This is a genomic window from Xanthomonas albilineans (assembly GCF_002939705.1).
Lineage (GTDB): Bacteria > Pseudomonadota > Gammaproteobacteria > Xanthomonadales > Xanthomonadaceae > Xanthomonas_A > Xanthomonas_A albilineans.
In genome coordinates this window covers 1-20757 of record NZ_MDCB01000009.1, presented here as the reverse complement: position 1 = coordinate 20757, position 20757 = coordinate 1, and the positions used below count along the sequence as shown (strand labels likewise).

The window sequence follows — 20757 nt, the reverse complement described above, 5'->3', positions numbered from 1 at the left end:
CACCGTACTTTTCCGGCGCGCACGGTGATGGCTGGCGGTGCTAGCTAAGGAGGCACGTGCCGACTCTCGCCATCTGGCTGTTGCGATGGCAACGCAGGTATTAAGGGCGCGGGAGGCCGATCTTGCATCCGCGCTCAGCGATACGGGCCGGGTCCGCGCCAGACCAATTCGCCGTGATGATAGACCTGCAACATGGTGATGACCTGGCGTGCATCGCCGATCGTCTTCAGTTCGGGCGAGTCCGGCGGCAGCGCGCGGCACTTGCCGGAGCCACGGGTGAGCGCGATCTCCAGCGGACAGACCATGCGGTACTCGGTCCCCGGCAGCAGGATGAAGAGTTCCTTCATGCCCTGCCGTTGCCAGGCGCGCAACTGCGTTTCGCTGCCCAGGTCGTAGTAGACGAGGTAGCCGCCGACTTCCAGGCTGGGCTGGGAGGCGTCCAGGTCGTGCCGGTTGCCGTGGTTGCCTGGGCCGTTGGCCAGGCCGCTATTGTCCGGGGCGGTGTCGGTGTCGAGCGCCCCTGGCGGGCGTCCGGTCCAGGTCTGAGGGTGGCGCTCGGTTGGCGGTGGTGGCGTGCTGGCGGTGGTCTGGGCCTGGCTCGGCGTTGGCGCGTCCTGGGCTGGGGAGGGGACGGGTGCCGCGACGGCCGTCGGCTTCTCGGAGGAGGGGGGCGGGGCGTTTTCGGTTGGTTGGTTGGCGGTATCGGTCGGCGGTACCGGGTCGTCCGCGTGTGCGACCAGGGTGGACTGCACCGGGCTGGCGGCTCGCGCCGCACGTCGGTGGGCTGGCGCTTGCGCACGGGGCGGGGTCGGTCGCGGCGGCACCGGGTGATCGGGGCGCTTGGTCTGGCCGATGAAGTCGACTTTGATCCGGCTGCCTCCGGCCGCGCCTTGCGGTGTGGACATGGTCGGCTTGGCGGCATACAGCAGCAGCACTGCCATCAGGACATGCAGCAACGCGCTGAGCAGCAAGGCGATCCAGTGCTGCCAGCGTTCGTTGTGGGATTGTGCCCTGGCAGGCTCGCGGTTCGACGCGCGGCTCATGCCATCGTGGCTGCGTCGGAGGTGCGGGCCTTCACGGGAGTCTGCGCAAGGGGTGAACGTGGGAGGGCGCCATCCTAACCTGTACGTGGGCGTATGCCGTGGCTAGGCGGGCGCCGGCGCTCACCGGCCGACACCTTGCGTTCACCCGTTGCCGCCGAGGCCAGGCGGCAACGCCGGCTGCACTCAGACGTAGGCGCCGACCTTGAACACTTCCACCGCCTGGGTGAGTTGCGCCGATTGTTCCTCCAGCGAGCGCGCTGCGGTGCTGGCCTCTTCTACCAGGGCCACGTCCTTTTGGGTGGTTTCGTCCATCTTGGCGATGGTTTGGTTCACCTGCTCGATGCCCTGTGCTTGCTCGCGTGAGGCAGCCGAGATGTGGCCCATGATGTCGGTGACATGCTGCACGCTGGTGACCAACTGGTCCATGGTGGTGCCGGCCTTGTGGACCAGCGCGGCGCCATGGCTCACACGCTGTACCGAGTCGTCGATCAGGGTCTTGATTTCCTTCGCGGCGCTGGATGCGCGGTGAGCGAGGGTGCCGACTTCCGCGGCGACCACCGCGAAACCCTTGCCTTGCTCGCCAGCGCGCGCCGCTTCCACCGCGGCGTTGAGCGCCAGGATATTGGTCTGGAAGGCGATTCCATCGATGACCGAGATGATGGCGGCGATGCGTTTGGACGCTGCCTCGATGCCGCTCATGGTTTCCACCGCCTGACTCACCACGTTGCGTCCGTCCGTCGCCACGCTGGCCGCGCCCAGCGCCAGCTGGTTGGCACGCTGGGCGTGTTCGGCATTCTGCTTCACCGTGGAGGTTAGCTCCTCCATTGCGGCGGCGGTTTCTTCCAGGTTGGATGCTTGCTGTTCGCTGCGCTGGGCCAGCTCCTGATTGCCGCTGGCGATATCCTCGGCGGCGAAGCCGATATTGTTGGTGGTGCGTTGGATGTGGGCGACGATGTCGGTGAGGCGGTGCACGGTGCTGTTGGCGTCGTCGCGCATCGTGGCGAACACGCCGTGGAAGTTGCCGGACATGCGCACGGTGAGGTCGCCCTCGGAGATGCCGCGCAACAGTGTCGAGAACTTGCCCAGGTTGGCATCGGCCGTCGCCATCATCGTGTTGAGATTCTCGACCATGGTACGGAAGGCATGTTCGAATTTCTCCGGCTGCCCACGGTGGGCGAAGTCGCCGGCGCAGGCGGCTTCGGCCAGCGTCTGGATTTGCACGTTGATCGCATGCAGGTTTTGTTTGACCTGGCGCATCGTGGCGGTGATCGCCGCCTTCTCGCCGGGGTAGTCCGCAATCTCCTGGCGCAGGTCGCCGACAGCGTAGCGGCCCATGACCTCGGTGATACGCAACTGTGTCTGCACATGGGCATCGACCAGGGCGTTGGTGTCGGCGACCATCTGCCCGTATTCGCCGGGGAAGCGTTGCGCATCCATGCGGTAGCTGATCGCGCCGGCATCGTGTCGCGTGGCCATTTCGCGTTGCGCCGAGATGACCTCGTGCAGGCGCCGCTGCATTTGCTGCATCGCCCGTAGCAATTGTCCGGATTCGTCGTTGCTGGTGGATGTGTCGGGACTGCTCAGGTCGCCGGCGCCGATGCGTTCGGCCAGTCGCAGCGACTGCCGCAGTGGCAGTACCACCCGGCGGGTGAGCAGAAAGGCGATGCCGGAGCCAAGCAACAAGGCCAGCACGGTGCAGCCGACCATCAGCACGGCGAAACCGCGCGCGGTGGCCATTGCTTCCTTGGCGGCCTGGCGGTTCTTGGCTTCCTGCAGGTCGATGAAGGCGTTGATGCTGGCTAACCAGTCGACGAAGGCCGGACGCGCCTGCTGCAACAGCTGCGCTTTCGCCTGGTCCTTGTCGCCGCTGTCGCGCAGGCTGCGCACCTGCACGATCAGCGGCATGGTGCGCTGCTCGACCGCCTTGATCCGTTGCAGGATCGCCTGTTCTTTGGGATCGTTGGAGGCCGCCAGTTGGGCGTCGAGCGGCTGCGCCGAGCGCGCATAATCGGCGGCCAGTTTGTCGATCAAGTCCTCGGTGGTTTGACGGCTGGCCGGATCGTCCAGCAGCACCACGTCGCGCAGTGCGATCGCGCGATCATGGACGCTGCCGCGGAAATTGATCGCGTAGCGCTGCTTGACACTATTGACCGCGTTGATGGCGGTCAGGCGCTGGTCGATGCTATGGACGCGCTCGATGCCGACGACAGTGAGCAGAACCATCAGCACGATGATCGAGAGGAAGCCCAGGGCCAGGCGTTGGCCGATACGCAGATTCGAGAAGACGTGCATGGAGGTCGAGTTCGCCGACGTGGAGTGGGAAGCGGAGATAACGGGCATGGTGCGGAGGAACGGGTTGCTGACGGTCGCACGATTGCGCTGTGCCGGGTTAGCACATGGGTAGCGGCGTGTTGCCGGTGAACTGAAGTGCGTCGTTAGCGCATGACAAGGCTATGATCGAGGTCAGGGCGTAAGTTCACGTGATGAAGATCACATTAATGAACCAATTCGCGCTTGTCATACTTTGCTGGCGTTCCTCATAACAGGATCCATCGCATGCACGCATCTTCACCTTCCGTTGCCCATATCGCTGTGCCCGGCAGCCTCCGTCGCTCGGTGTCCAACACGCTCAAGGGCTCGGCTGGCAATCTGGTGGAGTGGTACGACGTCTATGTCTACTCGGTATTTGCCAGCTACTTCGAGTCCCAGTTCTTTTCCAAGCAGGACAAGAACGCCACGCTGTATGTTTGGGCGATCTTTGCGGTCACTTTCGTGATGCGGCCCCTGGGCGCGTGGTACTTCGGTCGCGTCGCCGATCGCTATGGCCGGCGCCTGGCGCTGATTCTCTCGGTGTCGCTGATGGCCGCTTGCGCGTTCCTGATCGCGGTCACACCGACGATGTCCAGCATCGGCTTCGCCGCGCCGGCGCTGCTGCTGTTGGCACGTCTGGTGCAAGGCTTCGCGACCGGTGGCGAGTACGGCACCAGTGCCACGTATCTGTCGGAGGCGGCGATTCCGGGGCGACGCGGCTTCCTGTCCTCATTCCATTACGTGACGCTGGTTGGCGGCCACGTACTCGCGCAGGCCGTGCTGCTGGTGCTGTTGCAGGTGTTCGATCCCGTGCAGATGTCGGCGTGGGGGTGGCGTGTGGCCTTCGCCCTGGGGGGTGTCGGTGCGTTGGTGGTGTTCTGGTTGCGCCGGAGTATGGACGAGTCGTTGGGTTCGGACTCCATCGCCGAGGCGCGCAAGGGTGGTGCGCACGCGGCCGGCGCGTTGCACGAGTTGTTCGTGCATCAATGGCGACCGCTGCTGGTGTGTTTTCTGGTGACCGCGGGCGGTACGGTCGCCTTCTACACGTATTCGGTCATCGGGCCGAAAATGATCCAGAGCGCGTTCGCCGGCGACGATGTGATGGCCGGGACGATCATCAATTTGGTGGCGTTGACCGTGCTGATGCTGATGCAACCGATCGGCGGTTGGCTATCGGATCTGGTCGGGCGCAAGAGCCTGTTGGTGTTCTTCGGTATCGGCGGGGTGCTTTACACCTGGTTCCTCGTGCTGGAACTGCCGAAACAGCACGATTGGCTGGGCGCATTCGCGATCCTCGCTGTGAGTTTCGTCATTCTCACCGGTTACACCTCAATCAACGCGGTGGTGAAAGCCGAATTGTTCCCCACCCATATCCGCGCGCTCGGTGTCGGCCTGGGATATGCCTTGGCCAATTCGGTCTTCGGCGGCACCGCGCCGCTGCTCTACCAAGCCTCGCTGAAGACCGACCATGTGACGACCTTTGTCTGGTATGCCACGGCGGTGATCGCAGTGTCGTTGGTGGTGTACGCGCGCTTCCTGAGCAACAAGGGCGCCAACTGGCTCGACGACGCGACTGCGTTGCAGCAACGCCGGTATCCGCCAATGCCGGATGTGCGCGGCTGAGCCGTCGCGCGTTTCTATCGGCTGCGTCACCGCGCAGCCGGCTTGCGTGCACCCCGCAACGGCGTCTTCCCGGCGACTCGGGTACCATGCAGCCCCTCTCACCGGCGTTTCTTCATCCGATGGCCGATTCCAAGCACACTCCTGTCCCTTGCGTGACCCAGGCCCAGGCCGAAGAGGCGGTGCGTACCCTGCTGCGCTGGTCCGGCGACGACCCGACCCGCGAAGGCTTACTGGATACTCCGCGGCGGGTCGTCGAGGCCTACGGCGATTGGTTCAGCGGTTACCGCGAGGATCCGCGCGAGTATATGTTGCGCACTTTCGAAGAGGTGGCTGGCTACGATGAACTGATCGTGCTGCGCGACATCGATTACGAAAGCCACTGCGAGCACCATATGGCGCCGATCATCGGCAAGGTGCATGTCGGTTACCTGCCGCGTGGCAAGGTGGTGGGCATCAGCAAGCTGGCGCGGGTGGTCGATGCCTATGCGCGTCGCTTCCAGGTACAGGAAAAGATGACCGCGCAGATCGCGGAATGTATCCAGGATGCGCTGGAGCCGTTGGGCGTGGGTGTGGTGGTGGAGGGCTCGCACGAATGCATGACCACCCGCGGCGTGCACAAGCGCGGTGTCAGCATGGTCACCTCGAAGATGCTCGGCACTTTCCGCGAAGATGCGCGCACGCGCGCCGAATTCTTGCGCTTCATCGATTGCGGCGCACGTTGAGCGTGGCGCATGCGGTGGCGGGTTAGCATGGCCGAGTCGTTGCAAGGTTGTCCTTGCTTGCGCTCGGTACACGCTCCATGAAACACCGCGCCCGTATCGCCCGTTATCGTGCGCTGCGCGAGCAGCCGTTGTGGAAGCTGCTCGCGGCCGATCAGGCACCGGAAATCATCGGCCTGCTGCAGACCTTGCTGTTGGAGAGCGAGCGCCGCTTGCCGACGGCGGTGCTGCACGAACGGCTGCAGCGCATGCTGGACGATCTTAACGCCGATCAGCTGGCGCGCGACCTGCCGCGGACCGCGCAGGCCTATGTCGCGCACTGGTTGGCCCAGGGCTGGCTGGAGCGTCGGTTGCCGGAGGGTGCGCAGCAGGAAGACTACGAGTTGTCGACTCAGGCCTTGCAGGCGATCCGCTTCGTCGATGGACTGGAACATGCGCGTGGCGCCGCCACCGAGAGCCGTCTGGCGTTGGTGATGCAGCAGCTGGCGCAATTGGCGGCGTTGACCGAAACCAATCCGGATGCACGTTTGTCCGCGCTGCGTAACGAACGCGACCGGATCGATGCGGAAATCGCGCGAGTTTCCGCAGGCAAGGTCGCCTCGCTGGATGGCAAGCGCGCGCTGGAGCGGACGCGCCAGGTGATCGCCCTGGCCGACGAGTTGACCGAGGATTTCCGCCGCGTTCGCGACGATTTCGAGCAACTCAATCGCGGCTTCCGCGAACGCATCATCGACGATGAAGGCGAACGCGGCGAGATTTTGGGCAAGCTGTTCGAAGGCGTGGACGTGATCGGTGACAGCGATGCCGGTCGCAGCTTCCAGGCGTTCTGGGCGTTGCTCAACGATGCCGAACAGAGCGCGCAGCTGGATGCGGCACTGGAGACGGTGCTGTCGCGTGGTTTCGCGCGCAAACTCGATCGGCGTGAACGCAGCTTCCTGCGTGGGCTGACCGCCACCATGCTCGAGCGCGGCGGTCAGATCCACGATGTGATGCAGCATTTCGCGCGCAGTCTGCGCGGCTTCGTGCAGAGCCGTGGCTATCTCGAACAACGCCGGCTCAATCAGTTGCTCAAGCAGGCGCAGGCCGAAGCGCTGGCCCTGCGCGATCGCATTCCCGCGCAGCGCAGCATCGGTCGCGATCTGAAATTGACCAGCAGCCGCTTGCGCTCGCTGGCGCAGTGGCGCCTGCACGATCCGCGTCAGCAACAGATCGACGGCAGCATCCAGCGCAACGAAGCGGCGGCGATCTCCTTAGACAGCGTTGGCGACTTGGTGGCGCAATCGGAGATCGATTTCCGCCGTCTGCGCCGCGATTTGTTCGAGTTGCTTGCCGTGCATCGGCAGTTGTCCATCGCTCAGGTGCTGGCGCAGCGCGAGGCTAACCAGGGCTTGGGTAGCGTGATCGGCTATTTGTCGCTGGGTACGCGCCATGGCGTTGTCCTTGCCGAACAGCACGAACGCGCGCACTGGCGCGGCGGCGATGGCCAGTGGCGCAGCGCGCGCATTCCGCTGGTGTGGTTCACTCAGGAGAAACGCCATGAATTGGCATGATCATGCCGATGCGCCTGATCCGACATGCGATACCGACACCGCGACCGCCGCAGATACCGGTAGCGGATTATTCGCAGGCGACAGTGGTGGCTTGCCGCTGGACGCGCGTCGTGCGCTGTGCCAGTTGCTCAGCGGCCCGAGCGTGGACGCGCAGCGGCACAGCAAGCTATGGCCGGCGTTGTTGCGCAACGAAGCGGCGATCCGCAGCGTGCTGTCGGAGTTGTTCCTGGAGTTGGTGCTGGACCGCGAAGCCGGTATCGCGTTCACCCGTCAGGCCGACACCGGCGAACTGGAAACACCGGTGCTGCTGCGCTCGGCGCCGCTGACCTTCATCGATTCGGTGTTGCTGCTGCACCTGCGCCAACAATTGGCCGAAGCCGATGCGCGCGGGGTCCGCGCGGTGGTGGAGGAAGCACAGTTGAGCGACGCGTTGGCGGTGTACGAAAAGAACCTGTCGACCGACCGTGCCGGTTTCCTGCGTCGTGTCGGCAATGCTGTGCAAAAAATGAAGGACAACCACGTCTTGACCCGCTTGCGTGGCGAAGAAGAGCGTTGCGAAGTCTCACCAGCGCTCAAATTATTGTTCTCCGCCGAGGATGTGGCCGCATTGGCCCAGGTCTACCGCGAACTACGTGAGGCGCCGGAATCCGTGGAAAACAATGATGCGGCCGCAGATGTGTCTGGTGACGGCTAGCGATACCATGCACCACCACCATCGCACCGCTGACCACCAACGCAACCCATTCGACGTGCATACACGCTCTAGGCTGTGCCGATGAAATCTTCCGCGTCTTCCAGCTTGTTTGCCGGCGATCTGCCCGATCCGCGTCTGCAACAGTTCCGTATGCGGCGCCTGCAGGTCTATAACTGGGGCACGTTTTCTGGCCTGACCGAGGTGCCGATCGCTGCGCGCGGTTTCTTGTTCGTCGGCCGTTCCGGTTCTGGTAAATCCACCTTGCTGGACGCGATGTCGGCATTGCTGACGCCGCCGAACATCGTCGATTTCAACGCCGCCGCACGCGAGGCCGAACGCAGCGGCCGCGACCGCAATCTGGTGTCCTACGTGCGCGGTGCCTGGGCCGACCAGCAAGACAGCGCTTCCGGCGAAATCGCCACCCAATACCTACGCAAGGGCGCCACCTGGACCGCGCTGGTGCTGGAATACCGTGACGGCGAAGAGCGCGTGGTCAGCCTGGTGCGGTTGTTCTGGATCGCCGGTAGCGGCGCTGCGGCCGGCGATGTGCGCAAGCACTACATGGTGGCCGAGCGCGCGTTCGATATCGCCACCGATCTGGCCGGCTTCGACCTGGATCTGCGCAAGCTCAAGCAGCGCCTGTCCGACGTGCATCACTTCGACAGCTTCGCCGGCTATGCCGAGTGTTTCCGTCACCAGCTTGGCATCGGTAACGAAACGGCGCTGCGCTTGCTGCACAAGACCCAGTCGGCGAAGAACCTGGGCGATCTCAATGCCTTCCTGCGCGGTTTCATGCTCGAAGAGCCCAAGACCTTCGATGCCGCCGAACGGCTGCTTGGCGATTTCGCCGAGTTGGATGGCGCGCATCAGGCAGTGGTGACCGCGCGCTGCCAAGTCGAAACCCTGGCCCCGGCGCGCGACTATCATGCCGAGTTGATGGTCTTGCGCCGTCAGCGCAGCGAGCTGGAGGAACTCAAGCTCGGCTTGGATCCCTATCGCGAGCAGCGCCGCCTGGCCTTGCTGGATGCGCGGTTGCAAGCGCTGGACACCCAGGATCGTGGGCTGGCCGGCGAAGAAGGCCAGCGGCGTGCCGCATTGGAGAACCACCAGCGTCGCCTCGACGATCTGGAAGCGCAGCGGCGCGCACAAGGTGGCGAACGCATCGATGCGCTGGAGCGCGAACACGCCCAGGTGGAGGCCGAGCGCGACCGCCGCGCGGCCAAGCGGACCCACGCCGAACAGGCCTGTCGTGTGCTGGAGCAGGCGTTGGCCGGCAGTGCGCATGGTTTCGCCGCGCAGGCCGCGCAGGCGCGCGCGGCGCTGGAGGATGGACAGCGTGCGGCCGCCGAACTGGACGAGGCGATCCTCCAGCGCATGGCCGGCAAGGCCGAGGACGAAAAACGCTTCGCCGAGGTGCGCGCCGAAATCGAAACGCTCACGCGCAATCCCTCCAACATTCCAGCACCGATGCAGGCGCTGCGCGCGCGGCTGAGCGCCGACACCGGCGTGCCGGAGGCGGCGCTGCCGTTCGTTGGCGAGTTGATCCAGGTACGTGCCGACCAAGCCGTCTGGCGCGGTGCTATCGAGCGCGTATTGCATGGTTTCGCGCAATCGTTGTTGGTGGACGAGCGCCACTACGCGGACGTGGCCGATTGGGTCAACCGCACGCACTTGGGGATTCGCCTGGTCTATTACCGGGTACGCGACAACGCGCAGGCGCTGTCCTCTGCCAGCGCGCCTGGGTCGGTGTCGCTGCTGCACAAGCTGGAACTGCGCGAACATGCTTTCGCTGGCTGGCTGCGCCGCGAACTGGGCAAGCGTTTTGACTACGACTGCGTGGACAGCGCCAAGGCGTTGCGGCAGGCCGAACGTGCCATGACCCGCGAAGGCCAGATCAAACATCCTGGTGAGCGTTACGAAAAGGACGACCGCCATGCCATCGGTGACCGCCGGCGCTGGCTGTTGGGCTTCGATAACCGCGACAAACGGGCCTTGTTCGAGCGCGAGGGCCAGGAACTGGCCGCGCGCATCGCCGCCTGCGATGTCGACGTGGTGGCGTTGCGCGCCCGCCGCGAACGCGCGGGCATGCAGCGTCTGGCGCAGCACACCCTGGCCAATCTGGGCTGGGACGAGATCGATGTGGCCGCGCCCTTGCAGCGACTGGACGACATCGCGCAGGCGCTGCGCCAGTTGCGCGAAGGCGACGCCAACCTGCGCGCCCTGGCCGAGGCGATCGACCGCGCACGCGCCGACATCCAACATGCCGACCGCACCTATCAAGATGTCCGCAGCGAGCGGGTGGTGCTCGGCAAGGAGCGCGCGCGCCTGGAAAAGCAGCGCCTGGAATGTGCCGATGCCGACGCGCGCGTCCTCACGCCGCTGCAACGCCAGGGCCTCGGCGAGCGCCTGGAGGTGCTCGGCACGTTGAGCCTGGACAACCTGGCCGATCTGTTCCGCAATCTGGAACGCGGTATCGAAGCCCAGCTCGGCACCAGCCAGCAGGAACACCATCGGTTGGAGCAGTTGCTGCTAGGCTGCTTTCGCCGCTACTGCCAGCAGTGGCCGGAAGACAGTGGCGATTTCAGCGTCAGCCTCTCCGGCGCCGACGACTTCCTCGCCCGCTTGCAGCGCCTGGAACGCGATGGTCTGCCGCAACACGAAGCGCGCTTCTTCGATCTGTTGCAGAGTCAAAGCAAAAACAATTTGCTGGCGTTGCAACGGCATGCCGCCGAGGCGCGCAAGTCTATCGCTCAGCGCCTGGACGAAGTCAACGCCAGTCTCGAACAGGTGCCGTTCAATCGCGGCACTTTGCTGACCATCGAATTGAGCGAGCGCCGTTTGCCCGAGGTGATCGAATTCCAGCAATGCCTGCGCGAGGTGCTCGGTCATCACCAGACCGAACAGCGCGCACTGGCCGAGCAGCAGTTCGCCGTGCTGCGCGCGCTGGTACGCCGGCTCGGTTCGCAGGAGGGCGAAGACAAGCGCTGGCGGGAACTGGTGCTGGACGTGCGCCTGCACGTGGAGTTCGTCGGCGTGGAACTGGATGCCGCCACCCGCCAGCAGGTGGAGATTTATCGCAGCGGCGCCGGCAAATCCGGCGGCCAGCGGCAGAAGCTGGCCACCACCTGCTTGGCCGCGGCGTTGCGCTACCAGCTCGGCGGCGAGGACGGCGAACTGCCGCGTTATTGTGCAGTGGTGCTGGACGAAGCGTTCGACAAGGCCGACAACGAATTCACCGCGCTGGCGATGAATATCTTCGCGAACTTCGGCTTCCAGATGGTGGTGGCCACGCCGTTGAAATCGGTGATGACGCTGGAACCGTTCATCGGTGGTGCCTGCTTCGTGGAGATCAGTGGCCGTCATGATTCGGGTGTGTTGCTGATCGAATACGACGAGGATGCCAAGCGATTGAAGCTGCCCGAACGTGCGCGCACTGCAGACCCGACTGCGGCTGAGCTGGTCGAAATCGCTGCGCCGACGGGCAGCACGTCGCGCCGGCGCGTCACCGCTGACGCATCACCTAAGACCTGATCCGGATGACGCGCGCCGCGCCGATGTTGCTTCCCGATGCCGCGCTGGCGGCCTTGCGCTCGCAGTGGCGGTTGCACCGTGGTGCCTGGCTGATAGATGCCGCCACCCCGGCGCCGATCGCGTTACGGGTGCCGACCCAGGCGCAGGCCAGTGCTGGGTTCGCCGCGTTCGGGCAATGGCTGCAGGCATGGCGCGGCACGGCCTTGCCGGGGCGGGTGGAGTGGGGCGAGGTGAAATGGTCGCAACTGGGCCTGCAACGTTTGCCGCAGGTTTGGCATGCCGATGCCAGCGAGGCCGCCAGCGCGCTCGGCGAAGGAGCGCGTTGGCAGCAGGCGCGCCAGCGCTGCGCGGTGCTGGCCCAACGCTGGCCGCAGACGACGGGACTTGCCGCGCGCGTGCACCGGCAGTTCGATCTGCTCGCCGATGCGCCGGAGGGCGATTTCGCGCGTTTGATCGCGGTCGTCGATTGGCTGCATGCACATCCCGACAACGGCCTGTTCCTGCGCCAGTTGCCGATTGCCGGCATCGACAGTAAATGGATCGAGCCGCGCCGCGGAGTTATCGCCGATTGGCTGGCCGGGCTGCGTGGCATTGCCGAACAGCGCAGCTTCGACAGTCTGTCCGGACTGCGCCGCGCACCCGACCGGGTGCGCCTGCGCCTGCTCGATCCGGCACTGCGCGCGCGGCTCGGCGGCCTGGAGGACGTGCACGCGCCGATTGCCCAGGTCGCCGCGTTGCAACTGCCGGTACGCCAGGTGTTGATCGTGGAGAACCGCGAGACTGGCCTGGCTTGCGAGGACCTGCCCGGCACGCTGGTGCTGATGGCGCGCGGTTATGCCGTGGACTACGTGCGCGCCATCGAGTGGTTGCGACCATTGCCGCTGTACTACTGGGGCGACATCGACACGCATGGCTTGGCGATCCTGCATCGCCTGCGCCGGCACGCGCCGCAGACGGTCGCGTTGCTGATGGACGAAACCACGTTGCGTGATACGCCGTCCAACCTGTGGGGACACGAGCGCCGCCAGCATCGCGCGCAGCGGCTGGACGCACTGAGCGCGGCGGAGCAAACCTTGTACACCGGCCTGCGCAGCGGTCGCTTCGGTCCCGCGCCGCGCCTGGAGCAGGAGCGCATTGCCTGGAACTACGCGTGGCCCCGCATCCGTGCCGCGCTGGGCGAGTAAAACGCGTAGGCGTGCGCCGAACCGGCGTGCCTTAGAGTAGCTGGCCAAACTACGGCGTCTCTGTCGGACGGGCGCGGGTAGTGCTCGGAATCCTTATGTACTGCCTGTAGATTGCGTTTCCTGCGCGCTGTCAACGCCCATCCGACACAGACTCGCGACGTTTTGTTAGCCACTCTTAGTGCAGCACATCCCAGCCCATCTTGCCGATCAGCACCACCACCAACACCAGGAACAATCGCCGGATCAGGGGTGTGCCGCCGCGCAGCGCCAGCCGCGTGCCGGTCATCGCGCCGGCCACGTTGGCCGCCGCCATCGGTAGCGCCGCGGCCAGCAGCACTTGCCCGCTGGGTAAGAAGAAGCACAGCGCGGCCAGGTTGGTCGCCAGATTGACCACCTTCGCTGCGGCCGAGGCGCGCAGGAAATCCAGGCCGAAGAAACGGATGAACAGGAAGATCAGGAAGCTGCCGGTACCCGGGCCGAAGAAACCGTCGTAGAAACCGATCGCCGCGCCCATCGTCAGCGCGATCACCAGTTCGCGGCGACCGATGTGGCGTGGCCGGTGCAAGGCGCCGAAGTCCTTCTTGAGCAGCGTGTATCCCAGCATCGCGATCAGCAGCACCAGGATCAGCGGTCGCACGGCCTGTTTCGGCAACAGGCTGACCGCAGTGGCACCGAGGAAAGAGAACGCGAACGCCGCCGCTGTCGCATACAGCACTGGTCGCCATGGCAAGCGCACATGGCGTGTGTAGCGCCAGGTGGCCGCGCCGGTGCCGGCCATCGAACTGAACTTGTTGGTCCCCAACAGCAGGGCGGGGGCTTGCTGTGGCAGGGTCGCGAACAGCCCCGGCAACTGGATCAAGCCGCCACCGCCCACCGCCGCGTCCACCAGTCCCGCGCTGAAAGCGATGCATAGCAGCCACGGTAGTTCGGTGGGAATCGATTCCAGCACGCGAAGGCTCCGTGCAAAGGGGCGGCCAGCATAGCCGTGGTCGGCCGCCATGGCGCTCGCCGCGTGCAGCGCGTCGCGGCAGCCGGCACAATCTGCGGATGTCCCGGTCCGCCCCGCGTCTTGCCGATCCCTGTCCCTGCGGCCGCCCGCGCGATTACGCGCAGTGCTGCGGGCTCTACCATGCGGGTGCTGCCGCGCCGGATGCCGAGTCGCTGATGCGCGCGCGCTACAGTGCGTATGTGCGCGGCGATGCCGATTACCTGCGCGCCAGTTGGTATTCGTCCACGCGCCCGGCGCAGGTGGACATCGATCCGCGCACCGTTTGGCTCGGCCTTACCGTGCAGCGGGTCGTGAACACCGGCGAGGCGCGTGCCGAGGTCGCGTTTCTGGCGCGCTATCGCATCGGCGGCGGCAGCGCGGTGCGCATGACCGAACACAGCCGCTTCGTGCGCGAGGACGGGTGCTGGTACTACCTTGATGCGCTGGATTGAGCGTCGCGTCGCCGTCGCCGGGTGAGTGGCGTGTGCGATGCGGTTGTTTATGATGTGCGGCCTGTTGTCGGCGAGGAAGTTTCGATGCTGCGTTTCGCTTGGGCCTTGCTGTGCGTGGTGCCGTGCGCCATCGCGCAAACCCCGTCCGCCGCGTCCGCCAGTGCATCGGCAGTGGACCCGACCTTCGCCACCTGCGTCGCGGGCCTGCGCACCGCCGCCGGCAAAAATGGGGTGACAGCAGCGGCTTTCGATCGCTTCACCGCCGGCCTGCAACCGGACATGAGCGTGTTACCGCTCCTTGATGCGCAACCCGAGTTCACCACGCCGATCTGGGATTATCTGGCCGGCTTGGTCGATACCCAACGCATCGACGATGGTCGTGGGATGTTGAGCGCCCACCGCGATCTGCTCGCGCACGTGGCGCAGCAATACGGCGTGGATGCGCAGACGGTGGTCGCGGTGTGGGGCGTGGAGAGCGATTACGGTTGCAGCACGGGCAAACGTCCATTGTTGGTGTCGCTGTTGACCTTGGCGTGCAACGGCCGCCGTCAGCCGTTCTTTCGCGGCGAACTGTTCGCGTTGTTGAAGCTGCTGCAAGCCGGCGATCTAAAGCCCGAAGGGCTGACCGGCTCCTGGGCAGGCGCTTTCGGCCATACCCAGTTCATGCCCAGCACCTACGCGCGTATCGCGGTGGACGGCGATGGCGATGGTCGCCGCGACCTGGTCGCCAGTCTTCCCGACGCACTGGCCTCGACCGCGCACTACCTCAAGCTGTCCGGTTGGCAGAGCGGACAGCCGTGGGGGCTGGAGGTGAAGTTGCCGGACGGTTTCGATTCGGCACTCGCCGGGCGCACGCAACGCCGGCCGCTGGCGGACTGGCGCGCGCGCGGGCTGACTGCCGCCGATGGCCGCGCCCTCCCTGCGCTGGCGACGCAGACCCCGGCCGCGCTGCTGCTGCCGGCCGGCGTGGATGGTCCCGCATTTCTGGTGTTCCGTAACTACGACGCCATCTATGCCTACAACGCCGCTGAAAGTTATGCGCTGGCCATTGCGTTGTTGTCCGACCGCCTGCGCGGCAAGCCCGGGCTGGTCGCCGCCTGGCCGACCGACGATCCCGGACTGGGCCGCGCGGAGCGGCGCGAACTACAGACCTTGCTATTGGCGCGCGGGTATGCGATCGGCCAGGCCGATGGCATGATCGGCACCGCCACCCGCCGTGCCATCCAGGCTGAGCAGCATCGGTTGGGCTTGCAGCCGGTCGATGGCCGCGCCGGGCAGCGCATCCTCGACGCGTTGCGCCGTGAGGCACCCGCGACGCCTGCCAAAGTGCCTTCCGCACCCGCACCCGCACCCGCACATGCGTCATCGCCATCCGTCGGCAAAGCGACCACGGCGCTCCGTCGCCCGTTCGCTAGCATGGTTATGTCCACATCAGCGCGCCACGGAGCATGTAGCCCATGTCCGACGTCCCCGGTTTGAGCGTAGGCGATTTCCACGGCTATCCTTCGTTGCTGGTGGACACGGCGCAGTCCACCGCTGCGATCAGCCTGTTCGGCGGTCAGGTTCTTTCGTTCGTACCCAAGGGCGGCACCGATGTCCTGTGGTTGTCGCCGAGTGCGCAGCCGACGCCGACCCCGATCCGCGGTGGCACGCCGGTGTGCTGGCCGTATTTCGGTCGCCAAGGTCAGACCGACGCCGTACCCGCGCACGGTGTCGTGCGCACGGTGCAGTGGCAGTGGCAGGAGGCGCAGCGAGAGGTCGACGGTAGCCTGGTCTTGACCTTGGTACCGCTAGACGTCGACGCGCTGTCATTGCGCTTGCGTCTGCACCTGCGCATCGGCGCCACGTTGGAGCAGCACCTCATTACCGACAACATCGGCAGTGTCACGGCACGCATCACCCAAGCCCTGCACAATTATTTTCGGGTCGCCGACGCCACCCAGGTGCGAGTGCAGGGCTTGGACGGGCTCGACTACCTGGACAAGTTCGACGGCTACGCCAGCATGCATCGGCAGCAGGGCGATTGGACCTTGCAGGATCCGCGCGATCCAGGCCGTAGCGACCGCATCTACATCGATGCCGGCGGCCGCTACACCCTGCTCGATCCGGGCCTGCAGCGTCGGATTCATCTCGCTACCAGCGGCAGCCGCACCCTGGTGGCGTGGAATCCGGGCGAAGCCGGGGCCCACGCGATGGTCGACGTGGGATCCCACTGGCGCCAGTTCGTGTGCCTGGAGCCGGCCAACGCCGGACCGGAGGTGATCGAACTGGCACCGGGCGCCCGCCACGTGCTGCAGCAGACAATCGCGGTCGCGCCACTCTGAGGCGGCGGGTGCTGGTCGGTGTCTGCGGTGTGTCTTACGCCGCCCGTGGGTGGTCTTATAGTGGTCTTATAACCGTTCGCATATCGCGCATGGCATGAACCGCTCAGCTTGTGTCGGCGGCCACGCCTTGCCTGTCTGGCAGCGTGCCATCGGCGTTGCTACGCTGTGTGTTCTCTTCATCGCGGCCAATCGTGCTGCTGCTGCCAGCCGCCTCCATGATGCCGCCTCCCGATGGAACCGTCCTGCCGTTTACCGCATCGCGTTTGCTGCGCGAGGCCACCGCATCGCAGCACGAGGCCGTCGAACGCTTGCCGACGATGCGAGCTTTGATGAGTGGCACCTTGTCGTTGTGCGATTACGCGCAGCTGTTGCGTCGCCACCATGCCGTGTTGGCCGGTTGGGAGCAGCGCGAGGCGGCCTGGCTGCGCGATTGCGGCGATGCTCGATGGCGCTACCAGCCGCGCATTCCACTGTTGGTCCAGGATCTGCTTGTATTGCAGGTGCCACCGCCGGCGTTACTGCCGGCACCACCCGCGCATGCTGCCGGTAGCGGCTGGGGCATGCTTTATGTCGTCGAGGGCTCGCGGCTGGGGGGGCGAGTGATTGCCCGGCAATTGCGCGCGCGTCTGGCCGAATCCGCATCGGCGTTGCGCTATTTCGAACTGGGCAACGCCGATCCGGATGCTTGGCGACATTTTCAGCAGCGCCTCGAACAGGCCCTGACCACCCCGGCACGGCGACAGGCCGCGATCGACGGCGCGCGGACCATGTTCGCGCATTTCCATACCCATCTTGCCCTGGAGACTGCCGCATGAGTGATTCCATCGCGCCTCTGGATATGGACGCGTGTGCGCGTGAGCCGATCCATATCCCCGGGTCGGTGCAGCCGTATGGCGTGTTGTTGGTGATCGAACCCAGCGATGGTTGCATCGTGCAGGCCAGCGCCACTGCCGCCGATCTATTCGGCCAGCCGCTGGAGGAACTACTGAGGCAGCGCTACGACAGCATTCTCGCGGTTGAGGATCCGCGTACGCGGTTGCTGCCTGACGCGACCGAGCCCAGTCACCTCGCGTATGTCGACATCGCCTTTCGGCACGACACCGCGATGTCGGCACAACGCTGGGTTGGCGCCTGGCATCTGTATCCAGAGCAATGGCTGCTGGAACTGGAACTGCGCGATGCGCCGCTGGCCGATGCCACCTTGCGCGAGGCGTTGCCGGTGCTGCGGCGGCTCGAGTCCGACACCAACATCGAAGATGCCTGCCAGCGCGCCGCCAAGAGCCTGCGTGCGCTGATCGGCTACGACAGGGTGATGATCTACCGCTTCGATGAAGAGTGGAATGGCGATGTCGTTGCCGAGGCGCGTGCGGCGGAGCTGGAGCCGTACCTCGGCCTGCACTACCCGGCCACCGATATCCCAGCCCAGGCGCGTGCGCTGTATCTGCGCAACCGCGTGCGCCAGATCGTCGACGTCGGCTATATGCCGTCGCCGATCCAGCCTACCTTGCACCCGCGTTTGCACGCGCCGCTGGACCTGAGCGACGTGAGCCTGCGCAGTGTCTCGCCGGTGCATCTGGAATACCTGGCCAACATGGGCGTCACCGCCACCTTGGTCACCTCGATCGTGGTCAACGATGCGCTATGGGGGCTGGTGGCTTGCCATCACTATCGCCCGTATTTCTGCAATCACGAGATGCGCGACGTCGCCGATGCGGTCAGCCGCGCGCTGGCCGGTCGGATCGGTGCGCTGACCGCAGTGGCGCGTGCGCGCACCGAGTCGATGCTGCTGACCTTGCGGGAAAAACTGATTACCAACTTCAACGACGCCGAGATGCTGACCGCCAGCATGCTCGATGAGATGGCCTCGGACCTGCTCGACGTGGTGGATGCCGATGGCGTGGCGGTTTTCCACGGGGATCACGTTACCCGCCACGGCATGATGCCGGCGATCGAGGATCTGGCGCGCATCCGCGAACAGATCGAGGATACCCACCATGAAGCCTTGCGCCACGATGCCGTCGGCGCGCTACACACAGATCAGATCGGCCAGACCTTTCCGGCGCTGGCTGATCTGGCCCCGCTCGCGGCCGGTTTCATCTTCGTGCCGTTGATGCCGCAGTCGCGCAGCGCCTTGCTATGGACCCGCCGCGAGCAGGTGCGCACGGTCAACTGGGCCGGTAACCCCCAGTTGGCCAAATTGCAGGACATCCCCGACTCGCGCCTGTCGCCACGCAAGAGTTTCGACCTCTGGCAGGAAACCGTGCGCGGTCGTGCACAGCCCTGGTCGCCACTGAGCCTGGAATCGGCGCGCAGCTTGCGGGTGTTGATCGAACTGATGGAGCGCAAGCGGTTCCAGCAGGATTTCGTGTTGCTGGAAGCCTCGCTGTCGCGCTTGCGCGAGCCGGTGGCGATCGTCGAACGTGGCAGCGAACAACAGCCCAGTTGTCTGGTGTTCGTCAACGATGCCTTCGCTTCGCTGTACCAGCGCGAGGTCGCCGAACTGATTGGCTGCGCGCTGGATCGGCTCTATGCCAGCGATGCCGTGCCAGAGGAAACGCAACGCATCGCCACCTTGTTGCGGCAGGGACGTGCGGCCTATGTCACCTTGCCGTTGCGCGTGGATGGCGCCGTCGCGGTGCATCGCCAGTTCGATTTCGAACCGCTGCCCAATCCCTCCGGAATCCCCACGCATTGGCTGCTGCAACTGCGCGACCCGCGCTGAGTCGCAAGCGTTGGCGCATGCTCAGCGCTTATGTCGCCACAGCGCCATTGACCCTGCTCCGGCCAGCAGCCCCCACAACGCCGCGCCGATGCCGAATAACGACAGCCCGGATGCGGTGACCAGGAATGCGATCAGCGCTGGCTCGCGTTCGCGCTCCTCCTTCAGTGCCGACGCCAGACTATTGCCGATGGTGCCCAGCAGCGCGATGCCGGCGATGGCCATGACCAACTCTCTGGGAAGCGCGGCGAACAGCGCCGCGACCGTGGCGCCGAAGACGCCGATCAGCAAATAGAACAGCCCAGCGGCCACGGCGGCCATGTAGCGCCGCTGCGGATCCTCCTGTGCCTCGCGGCCCAGACAGATGGACGCGGTGATCGCCGCAAGATTCATCGCAAAGGCGCCGAACGGCGCCAGCAGTACATTGATCACGCCGATCCAGCCCAGCGTCGGCGAGATCGGCACGGCGTAACCGGATGCGCGAATCGCCGCCACTCCCGGCAGGTTCTGCGAGGTCATCGTCACCACGAAAAGCGGCAATGCGATACCGAACAGCGCCTGCCAGGACAGCGTCGGCCACACCAGTGCCGGCCGCGTCAGACGCAACTGCACCGCCTCCAGGTGCAGTGCGCCATTAACGGCGGCGAACGCGATGCCGGCCAGCAGCGTCGCGATCACCGCATAGCGTGGGAACGCGCGGCGTCCGAGCAGATATACCGCGAACATCGTCAGCGCCATGCCGAGTTGATGCTGCATGGCCACGAACACATCCAGCCCGAACCGTAGCAGCACGCCGGCCAACATCGCCGAGGCCAGCGACAGTGGAATCCGTCGCAGCGCCCGTTCGAACAATCCGGAAAATCCGGCCACCGCCGTCAGTGCTGCTGCCAGCACGAAGCCGCCAATCGCATCGGACAACGGCAACCCGCCGCCGCTGCCAATGAGCAACGCCGCGCCTGGCGTACACCATGCGGTCACCACCGGCATTCGGTAGCGCAGCGACAACCCGATGCAGGTCACCGCAATGCCGAACCCCAGCGCCAACATCCAAGAGGCGATCTGCGCCTGCGAGGCGCCGACAGTACGCGCGGCCTCGAACACGATCGCTGCTGAACTGGTAAAGCCGACCAATACCGTGACGAAGCCGGCGATCAGCGCGGAGAGAGAGGCGTCGCGCCAAGCGTCGCGTACGGCAGGAGCAGACATGCGGGGCCTTGCGGAAGAGCATGAGCGCTTTCACCAAGCCCGCATCGCGTGCCACAGGCGCAGCGCTTTGCGTCGTCGGTATGGCGCATTGGATTGATTGAACGTCAGGATACAGTGTGTGCGTGGTTGTCAGAAAAATGTTGACCTTTTTGCTCGTCCCGTTAGACTGCGCGGCCCGCTTCGCAACTGCCTGGCTTCGGTGTGGCAGAGCTAGGCGGGTGACGTCGGACCCTCACTAAGAGGGATTGACGGTGTGGAAAAAGCCGCTATGATGATCGGCTCGCTTCAGAGGAAGCCCTGCGTGGGGTTAGGCTGAAGCGGCGTCAGCAACCTCGAACGGAGGTGTTGACGGCAAGAAAAAGTCCGCTATGATGGGCGGCTTACTTCGACGGAAACGTCGGGGCGAAAAAGGGA

13 protein-coding genes, 1 other RNA gene and 1 pseudogene are annotated in these 20757 nt (G+C 65.3%); 11 read left to right on the top strand and 4 right to left on the bottom strand.

Annotated elements, in window-relative coordinates; all coding sequences use genetic code 11:
• Positions 1-134 precede the first annotated feature (134 nt).
• Both XalbCFBP2523_RS09470 and XalbCFBP2523_RS09465 read right to left on the bottom strand, forming a co-directional pair.
• Positions 135-1043 carry a hypothetical protein gene (locus tag XalbCFBP2523_RS09470; RefSeq protein WP_045758670.1) on the bottom strand — a complete coding sequence of 303 codons (909 nt, stop codon included), beginning with the start codon at positions 1041-1043 and terminating at the stop codon, positions 135-137.
• A gap of 183 nt (positions 1044-1226) precedes the next feature.
• Positions 1227-3335 carry a methyl-accepting chemotaxis protein gene (locus tag XalbCFBP2523_RS09465; protein ID WP_045758669.1) on the bottom strand — a complete coding sequence of 703 codons (2109 nt, stop codon included), beginning with the start codon at positions 3333-3335 and terminating at the stop codon, positions 1227-1229.
• A gap of 264 nt (positions 3336-3599) precedes the next feature.
• Between XalbCFBP2523_RS09465 and XalbCFBP2523_RS09460 the strand changes: the two genes are divergently transcribed.
• The 7 genes from XalbCFBP2523_RS09460 to XalbCFBP2523_RS09430 all read left to right on the top strand — a co-directional run bounded on the left by XalbCFBP2523_RS09460 (position 3600) and on the right by XalbCFBP2523_RS09430 (position 12825).
• A complete protein-coding gene (locus XalbCFBP2523_RS09460) occupies positions 3600-4976 on the top strand; it encodes an MFS transporter (RefSeq protein ID WP_012917602.1) in 1377 nt (458 codons plus the stop codon).
• A gap of 119 nt (positions 4977-5095) precedes the next feature.
• The gene (folE, locus tag XalbCFBP2523_RS09455; protein ID WP_012917601.1) at positions 5096-5698 is read left to right on the top strand and encodes a GTP cyclohydrolase I FolE; all 603 of its coding nucleotides are present in this window, start codon (positions 5096-5098) and stop codon (positions 5696-5698) included.
• A 77-nt stretch (positions 5699-5775) separates the two neighbouring features.
• Complete coding sequence (locus tag XalbCFBP2523_RS09450) at positions 5776-7245, top strand: DUF3375 domain-containing protein (protein WP_045758668.1); 1470 nt, start codon at positions 5776-5778, stop codon at positions 7243-7245.
• Positions 7232-7939, top strand: coding sequence for a DUF4194 domain-containing protein (locus tag XalbCFBP2523_RS09445; protein WP_045766552.1), 708 nt, complete (start codon positions 7232-7234; stop codon positions 7937-7939). Before XalbCFBP2523_RS09450 ends, XalbCFBP2523_RS09445 begins: the two co-directional genes overlap by 14 nt.
• 81 nt (positions 7940-8020) lie before the next feature.
• Positions 8021-11470, top strand: a complete 3450-nt coding sequence (locus XalbCFBP2523_RS09440; RefSeq protein ID WP_080928168.1) for an ATP-binding protein — start codon at positions 8021-8023, stop codon at positions 11468-11470.
• Positions 11471-11475: 5 nt separating this feature from the next.
• Positions 11476-12654, top strand: coding sequence for a Wadjet anti-phage system protein JetD domain-containing protein (locus XalbCFBP2523_RS09435; protein WP_045766551.1), 1179 nt, complete (start codon positions 11476-11478; stop codon positions 12652-12654).
• 95 nt (positions 12655-12749) lie between these two features.
• Positions 12750-12825: non-coding RNA, sX9 sRNA (locus tag XalbCFBP2523_RS09430), on the top strand.
• 4 nt (positions 12826-12829) lie between these two features.
• Here the strand turns inward: XalbCFBP2523_RS09430 and XalbCFBP2523_RS09425 are convergent.
• Positions 12830-13603, bottom strand: a complete 774-nt coding sequence (locus XalbCFBP2523_RS09425; protein ID WP_045757456.1) for a sulfite exporter TauE/SafE family protein — start codon at positions 13601-13603, stop codon at positions 12830-12832.
• A gap of 98 nt (positions 13604-13701) precedes the next feature.
• Between XalbCFBP2523_RS09425 and XalbCFBP2523_RS09420 the strand changes: the two genes are divergently transcribed.
• The 4 genes and pseudogenes from XalbCFBP2523_RS09420 (at position 13702) to bphP (ending at position 19140) form a co-directional block, all read left to right on the top strand.
• A complete protein-coding gene (locus XalbCFBP2523_RS09420) occupies positions 13702-14094 on the top strand; it encodes a YchJ family metal-binding protein (protein ID WP_045766896.1) in 393 nt (130 codons plus the stop codon).
• Positions 14095-14178: 84 nt separating this feature from the next.
• A pseudogene (locus XalbCFBP2523_RS17125) lies at positions 14179-16418 on the top strand (lytic murein transglycosylase).
• 215 nt (positions 16419-16633) lie between these two features.
• Positions 16634-17233 (top strand): biliverdin-producing heme oxygenase, encoded by a 600-nt coding sequence (locus tag XalbCFBP2523_RS09405; RefSeq protein ID WP_045758665.1) that lies wholly within the window; start codon positions 16634-16636, stop codon positions 17231-17233.
• Positions 17230-19140 (top strand): bacteriophytochrome BphP, encoded by a 1911-nt coding sequence (bphP, locus tag XalbCFBP2523_RS09400; RefSeq protein ID WP_012917591.1) that lies wholly within the window; start codon positions 17230-17232, stop codon positions 19138-19140. Before XalbCFBP2523_RS09405 ends, bphP begins: the two co-directional genes overlap by 4 nt.
• A gap of 21 nt (positions 19141-19161) precedes the next feature.
• On the opposite strand, the gene XalbCFBP2523_RS09395 is transcribed toward bphP, so the two are convergent.
• On the bottom strand, positions 19162-20343 hold the full coding sequence (locus tag XalbCFBP2523_RS09395) for a benzoate/H(+) symporter BenE family transporter (RefSeq protein ID WP_045766549.1): 1182 nt from the start codon (positions 20341-20343) through the stop codon (positions 19162-19164).
• Positions 20344-20757: the final 414 nt, after the last annotated feature.